This is a genomic window from Granulicoccus phenolivorans DSM 17626 = NBRC 107789 = JCM 15570 (assembly GCF_000423085.1).
Taxonomy (GTDB): Bacteria; Actinomycetota; Actinomycetes; order Propionibacteriales; family Propionibacteriaceae; genus Granulicoccus; species Granulicoccus phenolivorans.
This window is the reverse complement of record NZ_AUHH01000002.1, coordinates 113,119-131,048: the sequence shown is the minus strand read 5'-3', so window position 1 is coordinate 131,048 and position 17,930 is coordinate 113,119. Positions and strand designations below refer to the sequence as shown.

Annotated in this window: 15 protein-coding genes and 1 other RNA gene; 11 read left to right on the top strand and 5 right to left on the bottom strand. The window is 66.0% G+C overall.

The annotated features are described in order from the left end of the window. Nucleotides 1-9: 9 nt before the first annotated feature. The 4 genes from G531_RS19780 to G531_RS0101925 form a co-directional block, all read right to left on the bottom strand. Complete coding sequence (locus tag G531_RS19780) at nucleotides 10-504, bottom strand: GNAT family N-acetyltransferase (protein ID WP_051214910.1); 495 nt, start codon at nucleotides 502-504, stop codon at nucleotides 10-12. 61 nt (nucleotides 505-565) lie between these two features. Then, nucleotides 566-940, bottom strand: coding sequence for a DUF423 domain-containing protein (locus G531_RS0101935; protein WP_026925963.1), 375 nt, complete (start codon nucleotides 938-940; stop codon nucleotides 566-568). Between the two features lie 18 nt (nucleotides 941-958). Further along, on the bottom strand, nucleotides 959-1,729 hold the full coding sequence (locus G531_RS0101930) for an enoyl-CoA hydratase/isomerase family protein (RefSeq protein ID WP_035756829.1): 771 nt from the start codon (nucleotides 1,727-1,729) through the stop codon (nucleotides 959-961). Nucleotides 1,730-1,736: 7 nt separating this feature from the next. Then, nucleotides 1,737-2,195 (bottom strand): GatB/YqeY domain-containing protein, encoded by a 459-nt coding sequence (locus tag G531_RS0101925; protein WP_026925961.1) that lies wholly within the window; start codon nucleotides 2,193-2,195, stop codon nucleotides 1,737-1,739. Between the two features lie 128 nt (nucleotides 2,196-2,323). Between G531_RS0101925 and G531_RS0101920 the strand changes: the two genes are divergently transcribed. The 6 genes from G531_RS0101920 to smpB all read left to right on the top strand — a co-directional run bounded on the left by G531_RS0101920 (nucleotide 2,324) and on the right by smpB (nucleotide 9,753). Next, nucleotides 2,324-4,018: an alpha/beta hydrolase gene (locus G531_RS0101920; protein WP_051214909.1), complete on the top strand. Its 1,695-nt coding sequence runs from the start codon at nucleotides 2,324-2,326 to the stop codon at nucleotides 4,016-4,018. A 168-nt stretch (nucleotides 4,019-4,186) separates the two neighbouring features. Further along, the gene (gene prfB, locus G531_RS0101915) at nucleotides 4,187-5,308 is read left to right on the top strand and encodes a peptide chain release factor 2 (RefSeq protein WP_373277269.1); all 1,122 of its coding nucleotides are present in this window, start codon (nucleotides 4,187-4,189) and stop codon (nucleotides 5,306-5,308) included. 139 nt (nucleotides 5,309-5,447) lie between these two features. After that, complete coding sequence (gene ftsE, locus G531_RS0101910; RefSeq protein ID WP_026925958.1) at nucleotides 5,448-6,134, top strand: cell division ATP-binding protein FtsE; 687 nt, start codon at nucleotides 5,448-5,450, stop codon at nucleotides 6,132-6,134. A 21-nt stretch (nucleotides 6,135-6,155) separates the two neighbouring features. Further along, entirely contained in the window at nucleotides 6,156-7,058 is a 903-nt protein-coding gene (gene ftsX, locus G531_RS0101905) for a permease-like cell division protein FtsX (RefSeq protein ID WP_026925957.1), read from the top strand. Nucleotides 7,059-7,099: 41 nt separating this feature from the next. Further along, the gene (locus G531_RS26605; RefSeq protein ID WP_245630412.1) at nucleotides 7,100-9,067 is read left to right on the top strand and encodes a peptidoglycan DD-metalloendopeptidase family protein; all 1,968 of its coding nucleotides are present in this window, start codon (nucleotides 7,100-7,102) and stop codon (nucleotides 9,065-9,067) included. A gap of 206 nt (nucleotides 9,068-9,273) precedes the next feature. Beyond that, on the top strand, nucleotides 9,274-9,753 hold the full coding sequence (smpB, locus tag G531_RS0101895; protein ID WP_026925956.1) for an SsrA-binding protein SmpB: 480 nt from the start codon (nucleotides 9,274-9,276) through the stop codon (nucleotides 9,751-9,753). Between the two features lie 33 nt (nucleotides 9,754-9,786). Here the strand turns inward: smpB and G531_RS0101890 are convergent, their stop codons facing one another. Beyond that, complete coding sequence (locus tag G531_RS0101890) at nucleotides 9,787-10,158, bottom strand: FKBP-type peptidyl-prolyl cis-trans isomerase (protein WP_026925955.1); 372 nt, start codon at nucleotides 10,156-10,158, stop codon at nucleotides 9,787-9,789. Between the two features lie 155 nt (nucleotides 10,159-10,313). On the opposite strand from G531_RS0101890, the gene G531_RS0101885 reads away from it, so the two are divergent. The 5 genes from G531_RS0101885 to G531_RS0101870 all read left to right on the top strand — a co-directional run bounded on the left by G531_RS0101885 (nucleotide 10,314) and on the right by G531_RS0101870 (nucleotide 17,927). Continuing rightward, complete coding sequence (locus tag G531_RS0101885) at nucleotides 10,314-11,027, top strand: DUF1707 and DUF4870 domain-containing protein (RefSeq protein WP_026925954.1); 714 nt, start codon at nucleotides 10,314-10,316, stop codon at nucleotides 11,025-11,027. 126 nt (nucleotides 11,028-11,153) lie between these two features. Next, nucleotides 11,154-11,521: a transfer-messenger RNA gene (ssrA, locus tag G531_RS25050) on the top strand. Between the two features lie 298 nt (nucleotides 11,522-11,819). Then, nucleotides 11,820-13,217, top strand: a complete 1,398-nt coding sequence (locus G531_RS19770) for a DNA cytosine methyltransferase (protein ID WP_081683738.1) — start codon at nucleotides 11,820-11,822, stop codon at nucleotides 13,215-13,217. Beyond that, entirely contained in the window at nucleotides 13,214-15,115 is a 1,902-nt protein-coding gene (locus tag G531_RS0101875) for a GmrSD restriction endonuclease domain-containing protein (RefSeq protein WP_026925953.1), read from the top strand. Before G531_RS19770 ends, G531_RS0101875 begins: the two co-directional genes overlap by 4 nt. Before the next feature lie 10 nt (nucleotides 15,116-15,125). Further along, nucleotides 15,126-17,927 carry a Z1 domain-containing protein gene (locus tag G531_RS0101870; protein WP_026925952.1) on the top strand — a complete coding sequence of 934 codons (2,802 nt, stop codon included), beginning with the start codon at nucleotides 15,126-15,128 and terminating at the stop codon, nucleotides 17,925-17,927. Nucleotides 17,928-17,930: the final 3 nt, after the last annotated feature.

Here is a 17,930-nt window from a genome sequence, read left to right as displayed (position 1 = left end):
GAGTCGGGACTAGGCCGAATCGGCCTGCCGCGTCCATTGCGTCGGACCGACGTAGAACAGCATCCGGTAGTCCGCGCCGGGCTCGATATTCACAAAGCCGTACCGCTCGTAGAAGCGTCGGGTGTCGGCGTCGATCTCGTCGACATTGATGTGCATCTCGGGGGAGCCGGCCTCGGTGGCGATCCGCCGGATCAGGGTCAGCAGCCGGGTGCCGATGCCCTGGTCGCGCAGGTCGGGGATGACGTAGAACTCCTCGAGTTGGGCGACCGGCCCGTCGAACCAGATCGCCGGGCGCAGCGTGACCAGGCCGAAGCCGACCGGTTCCCCCTCGTCCTCGGCGATCACCGCGAAGACGCCCTCCTCGCGCAGGATCCGGTCGAACCGTACGCCCAGCACATCGGCCGGATCACCCGGGGTATCGAACTCGGTGCCGAAATCGTGTTGCATCCGGCCCAGGGCGACCGCATCGTGGTGGGTCGCCCGGCGTACCTTGATGTGATCCATGTCACAAGATTACGCCACGCCCACCGTACGCCGTGGCGCCGCTCCCGCGGTCGGGCCCGGCTCAATCCGCCGTCGGGCGGGACCGCCACGCGGTGAGCGCGGCCAGGCACAGCCCGACGATGATCGCGACCCCGCCCAGCGGGGTGATCGCCCCCAGCCACCGGGCGCCGGTCAGCGTCATCAGGTACAGCGACCCCCCGAACAACACGATGCCGGCCACCAGCAGCCACGGGGCCACCTTCTGCGGTTTGCCGGGCAGGACGCCGATCACCATCATCGCCAGCGCGGCGTACATGTGGTAGCGCACCCCGGTCTCCCAGTTGGCCAACATCGCCGGGTCCACGATCGCCTTGAGGCCGTGCGCGCCGAAGGCGCCCAGACCGATTCCGGCGGCCGCGAGGACCGCTCCCAACGGGAATGCAAAACCGATGCGCATGCCCGCCACCGTACCCACTCAGCCGTGCGGGCGATGCCAGGTGAACTGCGCCGGACGCTTCTCGGCGAAGGCGCGCATCCCCTCGGCCAGGTCCGGGCCGGCCATCGCCTGCGCGGACCAGTCCCCGGCCAACGCGGCCAGCGCAGCCGGTTCCTGCCCGCTCGCGATCGCGTTGACGATCTCCTTGGCGGCCTGCACCGTCAGCTGGGAGCGTGAGGCGATCCGGGCCGCCAGCGCCTGCCCGCGGTCGCGAAGGAGCTCGGGCGCCACGACCTCATCGACCAGACCGATGTGCAGGGCTCGGATCGCGTCGATGGGTTCGCCGGTGAACATCAGGTACTTCGTCGCCGCCGGACCGATCACCGAGACCAGCAGTTGGGTCGCCGGCAATGGATAGACCACCCCGAGGTTCGCCGGCGGGACGCTGAACCGCGCCCCGGTCCCGGCGATCCGCAGGTCACAGGCGGCGGCGAGCTCGCAGCCGCCGCCGAAGCAGATGCCGTTGATCGCGGCGATCGTCGGCTTGGGGCAGTCCCGGATCGCCATCTCGGCGACCGTGGGGAGCTGCCCGGTGCCCAGCAGCTCCAGCGCGGCGATGTCGGCGCCGGCGCTGAAGTGCTCTCCGGCGCCGGTCAGCACGATCACCCGGACGGCATCGTCGGCGGTCAGCGCGGCGTACACCCGGGGGAGTTCCTGCCACATCGCCACGGTCAGCGCATTGCGTTTGGTGGGGTTGTCGATGGTGACCGTGGCGATCCGGTCCTCGATCGTGGTGCCGATGCCCGCCATCGCGGTCTCAGGAGGCCTGGCCGAGCTTCTGCTTCACCAGTGCGGCGACCGCGGCGCCGTCGGCGCGGCCCTTGGCCTGCTGATTCACCGCACCCATCACCTTGCCCATCTGCTTCAGCGAGGGCTCCTCCAGCTTGGCGATCTCGGCGTCGACCAGGGCAGTCAGTTCGGCCTCGGTCAACGGGGCCGGGAGGTAGCGGGCGAGCACGTCGGCCTCGGCCAGCTCGGCCTCGGCCAGTTCCGGCCGTCCCCCCTCGGTGTAGGCCTGCGCGGAGTCCTTGCGCTGGCGTACCTCCTTGGTGACCACCGCCTGCTCCTCCTCGGTGGTCAGGTCGTGCGCCTCGCCCTCGACCTCCTTGACCCCGATCGCGGCCAGCGCGGCCCGGATCGCGCGCAGGGTGTCCTTGTCCTTGGCCTTCATCGCGGTCTTCATGTCGGCCTTGAGCTGGTCCTTGAGTTCGGCCATCGTGGATCCCTCCTGCTGCCGGGCCTGTACGCCCCGATCGGTCTGTGTGCAGGCCCATCCTTCCACGGGTGCGTGCTCAGCACCCCGGAGTTTCTGCCGGGTACGCCGAGGTATGGCACTATTCGCGCGTGAGCAGAATTGAACGGCTGCGTACCTGGTGGTTCGACAAGATCTGGAATCGCCTGCACCCGACCGCACTGTTCTTCGCCCTGGCATCGCTGTGGATCGCGATCTCCCCCAGCCTGATCACCCGCGACTGGTGGATGAACCTGGCCAACATCGGTCTGTGCATGGGCTTCGGCTATCTGGTCGGGCGGACCGTGGGCTACCTCGGCTCCCGGCTGGCCCAGCTGATCGGTCTGCAGGTCACGCTGAAGCCGGGGGTGGGACGCATCCTCACCCGGGTCTTCCAGATCGGGCTGACCATCGGCACGCTGGTGTGGTGGGTCATCTCTCTGCGCGAGCAGGACAAGATCGCGGTGCTCACCGGGATGGTCCCCAATGCCGCGGTGAACCAGAGCATCGGCCTGATCACCGGTCTGATGCTGTTCGGGCTGTTGGTGATGCTGGGGCGGGCGATCGCGGCCCTGGTCAACCGACTCAGCGGCTGGCTCGGTCGGATCCTGCCGGCCGGGATCGGGAGCATCATCGCGGTCCTGGTCGTCTTCGTGGTCTCGGTGGTGCTGACCAACAACGTCCTGGTCACCGGGGTGCTCGACGGTGCCTTCCGGTCGGCGACCGCGACCAACGAAACCACCCTGCCGGGCCGGTCGCAGCCGCTGCAGCCCGAGCGTTCGGGGTCGGCGCAGTCCCTGGAGCCGTGGAACACCCTGGGCGCCCAGGGGCAGGCGGTGGTCTCCGACGGGCCCCGGGCCGCCGACATCAGCCGGGCCACCGGGCGGCCGGCCAAGGAACCGATCCGCGCCTTCGCCGGGATCCGCGAGGGGCGCGACGTGTACGGCACCGCCGACGCGGTGGTTGCCGAACTGCGCCGCACCGGTGCCTTCGAGCGCAAGTACCTGGTCGTGATGACCTCGGCGGGCAAGGGCTGGCTGGAGGAGTGGAACCTGTCCGCGGTGGAATTCCTCGCCGACGGCGACTCCGCGATCGCCTCGATGCAGTACTCCTACATGCTCAGCCCGTTCGCCTACATGGCCGACCGGACCATCGCCCCGCGGGCCGGGCAGGCCCTGTTCAACGCGGTGTACGCCGCCTGGTCCCAGCTGCCGGCCGACCACCGCCCGATGCTGCTGGCCGGCGGCACCTCCCTGGGGTCCTACGGCGGCCAGGCCGCGTTCGCCGACGAGCAGGAGATGATCGCCAAGGTCGAGGGTGCGGTCTGGGTCGGGACCCCGCGGTTCACCCCGCTGTGGAGCAAACTGACCGAGCATCGTCGGCCGGACTCCCCGGAGATCGCCCCGGTGTGGGACAACGGGCGCAACATCCGGTTCGTCACCCAACCCGCCGAACTGCGCCGGGACTTCTACGGCGGTCCCTACGACCCGTGGGACGGCACCCGGGTGATCTACCTGCAGTACGCCTCGGACCCGATCGTGTGGTGGAACTGGGACGTGCTCTACCGGGAACACGACTGGCTGAAGGAACGGGTGGGCCGGGACGTCAGCGACGGCGTGCGCTGGGTGCCGTGGGCGACGTTCTGGCAGTTGGCCTGCGACATGGCGGTGGCCCAGTCGGCCGGGGACGGCCACGGCCACGAGTACAAGGACGACCTGGTCCCGGTCTGGGCCGAGGCGATGCGGATCACCGACGCCAACATCCCGGCGATCCAGCAGGGGATCCGGCCGCTGATCAAGGCACGCTGACCCGCCGATACCCGGGTACGCCGACAGAAACGTCGTTTCGGGTGCAGCAAACCGGCGTGAGACACCGGCAACTGTGCGCTGACTGAGCTGCGTCGAATTCTGCTGCACCGAAAACGACGGTGCCACCGATCGAACCGGTCCGCAGCGGCCGCTCCCGGACGGGTATCGTTGTCGTTTGTGGCTTCTGTTGACTTTTCCTCCGCGCTGACCGACCTCGATCGGTCGCTGACCTCGATCGAGGCGGTCGTCGATCCCGAGTCCAAACGGGCCGAGATCGCCGACCTCGAGCAGCAGGTGGCCGCCCCCGACCTGTGGGACGACCAGGACAATGCCCAGCGGGTCACCTCCCGGCTGTCCCAGTTGCAGGCCGAGCTGGACCGCATCGGCGGCCTGCGCTCGCGCCTGGAGGACATCCAGGTGATGGTCGAACTCGGCAACGAGGAGAGCGACGCCGAGGTGCTCGCCGACGCCGAGACCGAACTGCACAGCCTGCAGACCGACATCTCGGCGATGGAGGTACGCACGCTGCTGTCGGGGGAGTACGACGACCGGGACGCCCTGGTCACCGTCCGGGCCGAGGCCGGTGGGGTCGATGCCTCCGACTTCGCCGAGCGGCTGATGCGGATGTATCTGCGCTGGGCCGAGCGGCACGGCTATCCCACCGAGGTCTACGACACCTCCTTCGCCGAAGAGGCCGGGATCAAGTCGGCCACCTTTGCGGTCAAGGCCCCCTACGCCTACGGCACCCTGTCGGTCGAGCAGGGCACGCACCGGCTGGTCCGGATCAGCCCGTTCGACAACCAGGGCCGCCGGCAGACCAGCTTCGCCGGGGTGGATGTGCTGCCGGTGACCGAGGAGACCGACCACATCGACGTGCCCGAGGGCGACATCCGCGTTGACGTGTTCCGCTCCTCGGGGCCGGGCGGGCAGTCGGTGAACACCACCGACTCCGCTGTGCGGATCACCCACCTGCCCACCGGCATCGTGGTCTCCTGTCAGAACGAGAAGTCCCAGCTGCAGAACAAGGCGGCCGCGCTGCGCGTCCTGCAGTCCCGCCTGCTGGAGAAGGCCCGCAAGGACAAGGAGGCCGAGATGAACGCGCTGAAGTCCGACGGCAACTCCTGGGGTTCGCAGATGCGCTCCTACGTGCTGCATCCCTACCAGATGGTCAAGGACCTGCGTACCTCCTACGAAACCGGCAACCCGGACGCGGTCTTCGACGGCGACATCGACGGCTTCATCGATGCCGGCATCCGCTGGCGCAAGCAGGAAGAGACCGCCGACGCCTGATCCCCGCCGGGCTCGCCGGGGGCAAATCCCCGGCGGCTTGGGGTCACCCGCCTACACTCACTGAAGGCCGTCCCCTGCTTGTGCCGGGGCATGCGTACGCCTCGGCGCCGCATGTAATCGATCCCGGCCGCCCACGCCTGTGATCCGTTTTGAGAATGTCTCCAAGACCTACGAGGGACAGCATCGGGCCGCATTGAAGGATGTCGATGTCGAGATCGAGAAAGGCGAATTCGTCTTCCTGGTCGGGGCATCGGGGTCCGGCAAGTCGACCTTCATGCGTCTGATCCTGCGCGAGTACCGACCCACCACCGGTCGGATCTACGTCGCCGGCAAGGACATCAACAAGCTTCCCGGGTGGAAGATCCCGGGCCTGCGGCGCCAGATCGGCACCGTCTTCCAGGACTTCCGGCTGCTGCCGGGCAAGACCGTCTCCGAGAATGTCGGGTTCGCCCTGCAGGTGATCGGGAAGAAGAACTCCGAGATCCGCAAGGCGGTACCGGAGACCCTGGAGTTGGTCGGCCTGGCGAACAAGGGCGACCGGCTGCCCGAGGAGTTGTCCGGTGGTGAGCAGCAGCGGGTGGCGATCGCCCGCGCGTTCGTGAACCGGCCGCAGATCCTCATTGCCGACGAGCCGACCGGAAACCTGGACCCGGCCACCAGTGTCGGCATCATGAAGCTGCTCGACCGCATCAACCGCGCCGACACCACCGTGGTGATGGCCACCCACGACTCCACGATCGTGGACCAGATGCGCAAGCGCGTGATCGAGCTGGTCGACGGGGACGTCGTCCGAGACCAAAGCAAGGGCGTCTACGGCTACCAGTGAGCCGTGGACCGGAGGAAACTGATGCGACATACCTTCTCTGAAACGTGGTCCGGCATTCGCCGCAACGGGTCGATGACCATCGCTGTCATCGTCACGATGTGGGTGTCGCTGACCCTGTTCGGTGCCGGCCTGATGGTCAACCAGCAGGTCAATCTGATGAAGGCCGACTGGTACGACAAGATCGAGGTCCGGGTCTTCCTGTGCAACGCCACGACCCCGGGCGACAACTGCGACGCGGGTCAGGAGGTGACCCAGGAGCAGAAGGCCCAGATCGAACAGACGTTGCGGTCGAACCCCGAGGTCGCCGAGGTGACCTATCAGTCCAAGGAACAGGCCTTCGCGGAGTTCCGCGCCGCGTACGCGAACACCCCGACCGCGGACTACCTGACGGTGGATCAGATGCAGGAGTCCTACTCGGTGCGACTGAAGAACCCTGAGGAGTATCAAGGGGTCGTCAGTTCCGTGCAGGGGCTGAAGGGTGTACAGAACGTGCAGGATCTGCGCGGCATCCTGGACGGGCTGTTCGAGTGGATGAACCTGGCGCAGTGGGGGACGATCATCGCCGCCGCACTGCTGCTGCTCGCGGCGGCGCTGCAGATCGCGAACACGATCCGGATGGCGGCCTTCGCCCGGCGCCGGGAGATCGGCATCATGCGGATGGTCGGCGCCAGCAACTGGTACATCCTGGCGCCATTTCTTCTGGAGACACTCTTCGCAGCTGTCATCTCAATCGTTTTAACATGTGTCACACTGGCCGCAGGACACTACTTCCTTATCGTCCAAAAGGCTCAAGTCTTGATTCAAGGTTCACCTTGGATTGGCTGGTCCCACGTAGGTATCGCCATGTTGGGGGTTGCGGTCGTCGGTGTCCTGCTTTCTATCATTCCAACGCTGATAGCCACGCGAAGGTATCTGAGGGTCTGAACACCTGAGGAGCCTTCCTCAACAGACTTTTGGAGACAGCTGTGAAACGGGACCTTCCCTACGCCCCGCCGGGCGTCCCGCGCAACAGCGAAGCGCCTTTCCGACGCCTCGCGACCCATGTTGTTCGGGCGACGGTGGTCAGTGCATTGACGATCGCCGTGACGTTCGGCGGGCTCTCGGCGGCGAACGCCGACCCCCTCAGCGACCAGCGCGACAAGGTTGATCAGCAGATCAGTTCGACCAAGTCCAAGGTGTATGAGTCCAGCAACGAACTCGATGCCGCCACCGCCAAGGTGCGCGACGCCGAGAAGGCGCTGGCCACCGCCCAGAACAAACTCGACCAGACCCGCAAGGATCTCGACGCGGCCCAGCAGCAGGACCAGGCGATGGCCCTGACCCTGGCCAAGGCCCGCGAAGACCTCGAGGTGGCCCGCGCCGCGGTGGCCGAGGGGCAGAAGAACGTGGACGCCAAGCAGCAGAAGCTCGGCGAGGTGGCCCGTCAGCAGCAACAGCAGCAGACCACCCTGGTCAGCTACGGGATGCTGGCCAACGGCAAATCCTCCGCAGACATCAGCAACCGGATCCAGTGGGCCCGCAATGCGTACCTCAGCACCGATTCCGAGCTCTCCGCACTCAAGCAGGAGCAGACGAAGCTGACCGCGGCGCGGGAAGCGCAGGCAGCCATCGAGCAGCAGGCGTCGACCGACCGGGAGACGGCAGCGAAGAACCTGGAACGCACCCAGGCGCTCAAGACCGCGGCCGATCAGCAGGCCAAGGAAGTCACCGCCCTGGTGGAGCAGAACAAGCTGGCCGAGGCCGCCGCGCGCAGCCAGTACGAGGCCGACCAGAAGCAGCTCGCCGGGCTGAACGAGGAACGCGACGGCGTCGACCAGCGGATCAAGGACCGGATCGCCGAGCAGCAGGGGGCAGAGGTCGCCTCGGCCAAGGCTGCTCGCGAAGCCCGGGAGAAGGCGGCCGCCGAGCGCGATGCCCAGTCCGCTGCCCCGAGCACGACCCCGAGCCCCAGCGGTACGCCGAGCGCCACCGCGAGCCCGAGCAGCACCGCACCGGCGACGCCCTCGGCCACGGCCCGGCCGGAGACCTCGGCCACCCCCTCGGCCAGTGGTACGCCGTCGGCCAGTGGTACGCCGTCGGCGAGCGGTACCCCCTCGGCCAGTGGTACGCCGTCGGCCAGTGGTACCCCCTCGGCCAGTGGTACGCCGTCGGCCAGTGGTACCCCTTCGGCCAGTGGTACGCCGTCGGCCAGCGGTACGCCGTCGGCCAGCGCCACCCCGTCGGCCGAACCCACCGGGTCGACCGCCGGCAAGGCCCCGACCGCCTCGGCGAACAACCAGGCCAGCAGCGACCCCGACGCGAGCAAGAAGGCCGCCGCGGAGCAGGAGGCCATGCAGAAGCGGGCCGCCGAGAAGGCCGCGGCCGAGAAGGCTGCTGCCGACAAGGCCGCCGCGGAGAAGTCCGCCGCCCAGGCCGCAGCGGCGCAGAAAGAGGCCGCCGCCAAGCGGGCCGCTGACGAGAAGGCTGCCGCCGAGGCCGCCGCGAAGAAGAAGGCGGACGAGGAGGCCAAGAAGCTGGCGGCCGATTCGGCCAACCACGGCTTCGCCTACCCGGTCGCCGGTCCGATCACCTCCCCGTACGGCATGCGCGTGCACCCGGTGACCGGGGTCTACAAGCTGCATGACGGCACCGACTTCGGGGTCGGCTGTGGTACCCCGATCAAGGCGCCCTACGACGGCAAGGTGACCGAGAAGTATTACAACGGCGGCTACGGCAATCGCCTGTTCATCGATCACGGCAAGGTGGACGGGCGCTATGTCACCACCTCGATGAACCACGCGACCAGCTACACCGTCAACGTGGGCGACACGGTCAAGAAGGGACAGGTCATCGGGTACGTCGGCAGCACCGGCTACTCCACCGGCTGCCACCTGCACCTGATGGTGTGGTTGGACGGCACGATGGTGAACCCGCAGACCTGGTACACCAGCTGATCGGGTCCGATTCGACGCCGGTGGCCCCGGCCCTCCACGGAGGGCCGGGGCCCGTTCTGTTGGGCTATGGCGGTTGGGCTACGGCGGTTGTGCCACGGCGGTCGCGCGGCGGCGGTCTGCGCCGTCGGATATTGGCCGGGACAACGGCCCGCAGTGGCTAGACTGAACCGTTCATGCACGGGGCCAAAACCCGGGAAGGAGGACCGATGGTCAAGGAGAAGGGGCGCAAGCTGATCGCCCAGAACAAGAAGGCGCGCCACGACTATCACATCGGTGACACTTTCGAAGCGGGCATGGTGCTGACCGGGACCGAGGTCAAATCGCTGCGCCAGGGGCGAGCCAGCCTGGTCGACGCCTTCGCCACGGTGGACGACTCCGAGGTATGGCTGCGCAACGCGAACATCCCCGAGTACAGCCACGGCACCTGGACCAACCACTCCGCGCGGCGTACCCGCAAACTGCTGCTGAACCGCCGGGAGATCACCAAGATCGAGCGCGAGCTGACCAAGGGCGGGACGACGCTGATCCCGCTGTCGATCTACTTCAACGACGGGTACGCCAAGGTCGAGATCGCCGTGGCGACCGGTAAGCGCGAGTTCGACAAGCGGGAGACCATCCGCAAGCGCGACGACAATCGCGAAAAGGAACGCGCGCTGGCGGCCCGGAGCCGGGGCGAGCGGGGCTGACCCCGGCCCGGCGCGCTCAGCGTACGCTCGGTGTCACTGCACCGCGACCAGGTCGCAGATGAAGATCAGGGTCTCCCCGGGCGCGATCACGCCGCCCGCGCCCCGGTCGCCGTAGGCCAGCTGCGGCGGAATGACCAGCTTGCGCCGGCCGCCCACCTTCATGCCCTGGACCCCCTGGTCCCAACCGGCGATGACCCGACCGGCGCCCAGCGGGAACGCCAGCGGGGCGCCCCGGTCCCAGGACGCGTCGAACTGCTCGCCGCTGGAGTAGGACACCCCGACGTAGTGGACGTGGACGACCTGACCGGCGGCGGCCTCGGGACCGTCGCCCTCGACCAGATCGGTGATCTGCAGCTCGGTCGGGGCCGGGCCCTCGGGGAAGTCGACTTCGGGCTTCTCGCCCATGTTCTGATTGCTCATGGGCGCCAGCCTAGTGGGGCGTGCCGCCCGGGGCGGCCGGTGTTCCGGGGGCGGCGGGGGTCCGGTCGAGGGCGAGGTTCAGGGGAGGGCAGGGGATAAGCCCTGATGTCCGGTTGGGTCCGGCAAGGCACAGTAGAAGCATGAGCACGCACGATTACGCCAACCCTCACAGCACTGATCCGCAGTCCTCGTTCCCGCAGTACGCCGACTACGGCCAGCAGACCACGCCGATCAGCACTGCCGAGCGGGATCGCGCCGTGGACATGATCTCCCAGGCCTACGCCGAGGGACGCCTCAACGAGACCGAACTGGACGCCCGCCTCAATCAGGTGATGACGGCCCAGACCCGTCCGGAACTGAACCAGGCTCTCTACGGTCTGGTCGATCCCTACCGCGACACCTATGCCGCCGGCTACCCGCAGGCCGACCCGTACGCCGGCTACCAGCCCGGATACCCGGCCTACCGGGCCACCGATCCCAGCGGGTACGCCCCGACCGGGCAGCACCTGGCACCCTACGGGCAGCTGTCGCAGTCGGAGCGGACCGGTGCCGGGCTCACCCACCTGTCCGGGCTCGCGGCCGGACCGGTCGTCCCGGCGATCGTGTACTTCACCAGCGATCGCGGCTCGGTGCTGCGGGCCGAGGCGGCCCAGGCGTTCAACTTCCAGCTGTTCGGCGTCTTCGCCACCATCGCGATGGCGATCATCGGGGGCATCGTCGACCTCCCGCTGGCCGGCATCGTCGGCCTGGCCTGGTTCATCCTGACCGTGATCAGCGCGGTGAAGGCCTTCCAGGGCGAGCGCTGGGAGAACCCGGTCACCAAGCGGATCAACTGGAAGCCGCTGCGCGGCTGAGCCCGCGTGGGAATATTCGTCGCAGTCGCGGTGTAGTATGGATATCTGCCCGGGTTCCCCGGAACCTGGGCAGCTGTTCCCGGCTCGTCGGCTCAGGTGACCGACGGAACGGGTGACAACGCAACAGGGGGTGATCGGTTTCGACTTGGGGCGGTAGTCCCAGGGGAAGCGGGTCGAGGACCCACAGTTATCTCGTAAACGCTCTGTGGAAACCAATAAGTGCCAACTCTAAGCGCACTGACTTCGCTCTCGCTGCCTGAGCAGTGATCGAAGGGTCAGCCCGGATGTGCCTTCCGTCCGGTTCCTGGCCTCATTCAGAAGGCTTGCTTCACTGACCGTGCTCGGAGGTCAGTGAGGGACTTTTCCTGAGCTGGGCTTGGCTGCAACATGCTGACGTGAGTGCAGGAGCCGAGAAAACCGTCTAGTCGGCTGCACCCGGAGAAGTCCTGCGTCACCCTTCGAGGACCGGGGTTCGATTCCCCGCACCTCCACCCCCGTGCAGAAATGCCCCGCTCCGGCGGGGCATTTCTGCGTTCTGCGCGTCGTCGGCTGTGGGCCTCACGGGGAGAAGTGCACCCTGACGAAGAACCAAAGTCAGAACCTCCCAGAATCGATACCTGCCGGCACCTGCTCCATCGCACCGTGAAAGCGAATCGGGGAACCAAGAGGCCATGTTGCGTTCAATATTGTCAGTGGGAGTTGGCAGACTGAGGATCAAGGCGAGAATGGATCGCTCGGCCTGCTGAGTGCGCAGCAGGGAGTGCGGATGGACTAGGGGGCGAGGGTGTGGGGATGAAGTCACCGACCTTCGGTTTCGTCGACCTCTTCGCGGGGCTCGGCGGATTTCACGTGGCGTTGGAGAATCTGGGAGGCGAAGCTGTCTTCGCTGCAGAGTGGGAACCCACGCTGAACAAGCTCTACACGGCGAACTACGGACTGCCCGCTTGGACTGACATCAACGGGCTCGAGACCGACGACGACATCCGCCGGGAGGTGCCCGACCACGCGGTCCTTGCTGCCGGATTTCCGTGTCAACCGTTCTCCAAGGCCGGAGACCAGTTGGGCTTCGCCGACACTACCCAGGGGAATCTGTTCTTCAAGGTCCTCCAGATCCTCAAGGTGAAACGGCCTGGTCGATTGATACTGGAGAACGTTCCCAACATCCTCAAGCACGACGGTGGACGAACCGTCGAAACGATTGTCGCCGAGTTGCGTGCGCTCGGCTATGACGTGGACATCAGACATTTCTCGCCACATGAGTTTGGCATCCCCCAGGTGCGTGACCGCGCCTACTTCGTGGGCTCCCTGGACGGCCTCGACACCTTCACCTGGCCCAAGAAGCACAAGGAGGGCACGGACATCACGTCGGTGGTGCGCCGGGACGTGCCGACTACTCGTCCCATCCCGGAGTTGACTCTCAAGGCCATCGACATGTGGGGTGACTTTCTCAAGCGCTCCCCCGCGTCGCTGAAGATGCCGTCGTTCCCGATCTGGTCTATGGAGTTCGATGCCACGTACCCATATGAGGAGGAGACGCCCCCGGGTGTTTGGGCACGCCGTAGCAGGTACGGGCTGAGCGGGATGCGCTTCAAGGGCAGCTTCGGCTTCGCTCTTGACGGCCTGAGGATCCCCGAGCAATACGAGTTGATCCCGAGCCACGCACGTCGCGAAGGGGACTTCCAGTTCCCGCGCTGGAAGCAGACCTTCATCCGACAGAACCGCGAGTTCTTCCGGGACAACGCCTCTTGGATTACCCCGTGGCTGAACGAGTGGCAGCCGTGGACCTTCCCGTCGAGCTTCCAGAAGATGGAGTGGAATGCGCAGGGCGAGGTGCGCGACATTGACAACTTCGTGCTTCAGGTGCGCGCCTCGGGGCTACGCATCAAACGTCCGACGACGGCGCCCAGCCTTATCGCGTTCACCCAGACTCAGGTGCCAATCTTGGGGGCCAAGCTCGCCGGCCTGCGCCGGTACATGACTCCGCGTGAGTGTGCCGAACTCCAGAGCCTCGGCGACATCGAACTGCCTGGGAGTGACCTTGACGCCTACAAGGCCCTCGGCAACGCCGTCAACGCCAGGGTTGTGGAAGCGATCGCCAAACCCTTGTTGACGGGCCTCCCCGGACCGGTGACAACCTTCCGTACGTCGAAGATCAACCCGACCCGTGAACCGCTTGGAGCCATCACATGAATCTCGACATCGAAGACCTCGACTTCGAGGAAGACACCAGGTCCCAGATGTGGGAGAGCATCGGGGATGGGCTCATGACGCTATCGGAGTCACCACATGTCCCAGAGGGGGTCTCCGTGACCGCTTCCATGTTCAGTCGTGATGACGTGGACTTCACCACCGACGGGTGGACTCACCGTCTCAGCGACGTGCAGGGCTGGCTTGCGTTCGACGGGGATCTGCCCTCCGAGTCCTACGGCGACTTCATCGAAGCTCTGGCCGACGAGCTCGGGGTTGAGACGGCCGATGCTTTCGAGGTCGGCAGCGGCACAAAACAGCTCTCGCCCCGGTCAGTTGAGAAGCTCCACCACCGGGTTGAGACGGCGGTGCGCCTCCAGCAGAAGTTCGTCGAGGACATCGACACCACCGGACTCAGCCGGGCTGACGCGACCAACTCTTGGTCCGAGGCCTGGGCGGAGGAGGAGGACGCGGTCGCCGAGACCGACAGCCTGAAGCCCGTGTCGGCCAAGGCTGCTGTGTGGTACATACTTCAACTCACCAAGAAGAAGCTGAACCTGACGCCCTCCTACCAACGAGGGGACGTGTGGCGAACCGGTGACCGGCAGGCGCTCATCGAGTCGATCTTACGAGGCATCCCACTGCCGTCTCTGATCCTGCTGCGCACCGAGGGCGCGACGACGCACGAGGTTGTCGACGGGAAGCAGCGCCTCACAGCGATCCTTCGCTTCGTGGGGATGCATCCACGCGCGTTGGAGAAGGTCAAGGAAGCAGACAACCGCCACAAGGACAAGCATCTGTCCACCCTGTTCACCCGGGATTACCCGGCCTTCAAGCGAGCGTGGAAGGTCCTTGAGAAGGAGACGCTCACCACCAAGCTCGAAGACGAGTACTATTTCCCGTTCAAGCTGCGCAACAACGCCGAGGGCGGGCTGGCCGGGGAGTACCTCGAATCGCTCCAAGGGAAGTACTACACCCAAATCCGCGATAAGCGGATCAGGGTGTCGGGTCAAGTGATCGACGTCGAGGAACTGTTCGAAGGCGCCCCCGACTACCAGATCCCTGTGATCGAGTATCTCGAAGCCACCCAGCGTCAGATCCACGAGGTGTTCAAGCTTTACAACAAGCAGGGCGTACATCTGAATGCGGAGGAGATCCGCAATGCGGTGTACCACGAGGTGACCTTGATGCCTGCGACGCTGTTCGCGGCCGGTGACGCCGCCCCCGGGACTCGGGCCGACCAGATCGCGAACGGGGCGCTCGTGGGCGTCGCAGGCCTCGAAAAGCTCGGCAAGACCTTGAAGGACTACGGGTTCGGCGACTTGCGTTACAAGCGTACAAAAGTGCTCTCGTGGATCCTGGCGGTGCTCCTGCGTGACACCAAAGGAAAGCCGTTGACATCCACCGCCAAACACATCGACCAACTTCTGGAAGAGGTCGGTGGCGCGGACAAAGACCCGAACCATCCGCTCCGGCACAACTCGACCTTGGCGACGCTGTTCAAGTGGATCTCAGACGTCGTCGAGATGCACATGCGTCATGACGAACTCTGGGCTCCGGCGTTCAAGGATGGTGATAGGGGCGTTAAGTGGCAGGAACTGCAGTTGGTCGGGTCCTTGGTCGGCCTGTCGTTCGCCATGGCGGCGTCCCCGGCAGACATTGAGGATCGGATCGAGGCGAACGCGGACGCGATCTTCAACGCGAGCAAGACCCAATGGAAGCGCATCGCGAAAACCCAAACTAAGACGCAGTGGGACTACATCGCCCGCATCGCCACCGAACTCGTCGGCTTCCTCGGGATCGACCCCGCCGTGGCCTCGGCCGCTGTTCGGAGCCAGTTCGGTTCCTCGGGGTTTGAGTCGCTCCGGTCCATGATCATCCCTCCCGGTTCCAACGACTAACGGAAAGATCATGCAGGCAACTCCCGGAACCGAACGCGTCTACTTCGATCCGCCACCTTCTGAGCGGCTGGTGGAGGGCTGGTGGGCGCGATACTCGAAGGCCCTGATGTGGCTCTCTCCGACTGCGCGGGCAGCGCTCGAAGCAGACTCCAGGTACATACTCCAACGAGGCATATTGGGGGATGGGGAGCCCGACGAGCACACCTGGCCGATCAGCCGCGTGCGCACCGGCTTGGTGATGGGGTCGGTTCAGTCGGGCAAGACCGCGTCGATGCTCGGCGTAAGCGCCTTGGCCCTCGACGCAGGTGTCGATGTCCTGGTTGTCCTCGCCGGGACCCGGCTGTCGCTGTGGCGTCAGACCTTCGAGCGCTTAGCGACCCAACTGGACGGGGGCGAGTTCAATGCCCAGAAGGTTTCTCGACGACTGCTAGTCCCGACCCCTGACGTGGTCCTGGCCGAGGAGCCTTTGCCTCTGGCCAGCACCTACCAGATGGCGTCCGCAGCGGTCCGACGCCGGTTTGAGGATAACAATCCAATCATCGTCGTGGCGATGAAGCACACCGACCACCTCCACACCCTCGGACGGGCACTCAAGACTAGCGTGTTTGACGCGATGAACGAACTCGACCGCCCCGTGCACATGCTGGTGCTCGACGATGAGGCTGACGATGGCTCGATCCTTGACGCCCGCGTCGAGGCTGGCCAGCACCCGGTCTTCGGTAACCTGAAGCAGGTCCCGCGTGCTATTGCTAACTTATGGGACCCTCCGCAGCCTGCGCCGTCCAACCTGTTCACGACCTACATCGGCTACACCGCCACGCCGCAGGCGAACCTGCTGCAGGAAGACCATAACCCGCTCGCTCCGCGCGACTTCATCATTTCCCTGCGCACGCCTCTCGACGTGGGCCACCCGGTCGATCCGACCAACCCCGGCGACCTCGATGCGCCGCGCTCCTCGACATACCCCGAGCCAGCGGGCTCCCACGCCTTCTACACCGGGGGCGAGGTGTTCTACCGCAGGGGAGCTCAAGCCGCGCTCTGCCAGCCGATCACAGGCATTCAGGATCAAGACCTTGCTGAAGCCGTGCGCGCGTTCCTCGTAGCCGGCGCTATCCGGCTGCACCGGTCAGGAAAATCCGGACCGTGCGCTGCGGCAGGTCTCTCCTTCGACAGTGAGCAGGAAGCGGTGAGCGGCGTCGCCCCCCCGCACTCAATGCTCTTCCACCCGTCGGCAACGATCACCGACCACTTCCAGGGAGCCGAGGATGTCCTACTCTGGGCCGGGGTTCCTGACCGGTCGACAGCCCGAGCCATGCTGGAGACTGGTGACGCGCGGCTCCCGGACTCGTTGATCGCGTCGCTGATCGCTGACCCCGGAAAGTGGGCACTGTGGTTGGATCACTATCGTCACTCGGCGCGGGAGATCGAGACCGAGTTCAACCTGTTGAACCCGACGCCATTCCCCGACTGGGCGACGATCGAGGCACTGCTTGTCGATGAGGTCATCCCCGGCACCCGAGTTTCGGTCGTCAACAGCGACCCTGCAGCCGACGACCGCCCGCTCTATAAGCCGACCCTGGACCCAGAGACTGGTAAGTGGCGTCCCGCCCGAGACCTGTCGACGATCTTCGTATCCGGCAACGTCATGGCGCGTGGCCTGACATTGGAGGGCATGACCACTGCATTGTTCCAGAGGTCCTCGGCCAACCCTCTCGCCGACACCCAGATGCAGATGCAGCGCTGGTTCGGCTACCGAGGTGCCTACATCGAACTGTGCCGGGTCTTCGCCGATCCCGACCAACTCGACCTCTTCCGTGCCTACCATGACATGGACGAGGCCGTCCGTGTCGCCATCACCGAGAAGATGGTTGGGGACGCCCCCGACCCGGTGGTGCTCCAAGGCATGAGCTTCCTGGCCACTGGCAAGATTGCCAACCTCGGTCAGCGGCCACTGAGCCCCGGATCCCGGCCGTTCGTTCGGCTGATCAACAACGGTGCTCAGCCCGACCCGAACGTGCAGAAGCTGGCCGAACTCTTCCACCAGCAGCCGTCGTCTGACCTCGTCGTCGGCCACACCCGAGGGCGCATTCGTAGCACCCCGTTGAACCTCGTCGAGGCAGCCCAACTCCTCGACTCGCTCGACTTCGCAGGCTACAGGCCTGGCCGCGACCACCAGCTCGCAGAGCAGTGGGCACAAGTGGAGGCGAGGTTGGCTGCGATCCAGCCGTTGGCTTCGCCTGGCCTCTATCGCGCGCCCCTCCCTCCAAGCACTCCGTCCGATGTTCGCCCGGTCTGCCCTTACTCGATCGCGGCGTACCTCCGCCTTTGGGATGCCTGTCTTACCAGGCCCGTTCGTGGCCTCTTCGTGACCGGTCGTCCGGCTGACTTGTGGTCCATGTCGGACCTCGCTCTGAAGCAGCAGGACCAGCCCCGTTTCTGGATTGGCATTCGGTACGGCGGCGGGGCAGCGGTGAGTACTGGAGTTCTGTCCGGACTTCCGTTCACTGTCCTGGCCACCACCAAGAGTGTGGAGGCTGGTGAAATCACCACTGCCTGGGGCTCCAATGACCCCAGTGCAGGTCCGGGCCAGTACCGTGGCGACGAGTTCTTCGACTACTACCACCGCGGCGCAACAGTGCCCACCCGGGCCGGCGACTCCGGATGGCGTCCCATCGGCTCCGATGGACTGATCCTATTCTACGTGAACCAGAGGCCTGGCCAGGTCCACCCGGCTGTCGCCGTAGGTGTCTCCCTGCCAGCCGGCGGCCCGGAGCAGTTCGCTGCAACCCGGGCCGGCGCCGTGAGGATATGAGGA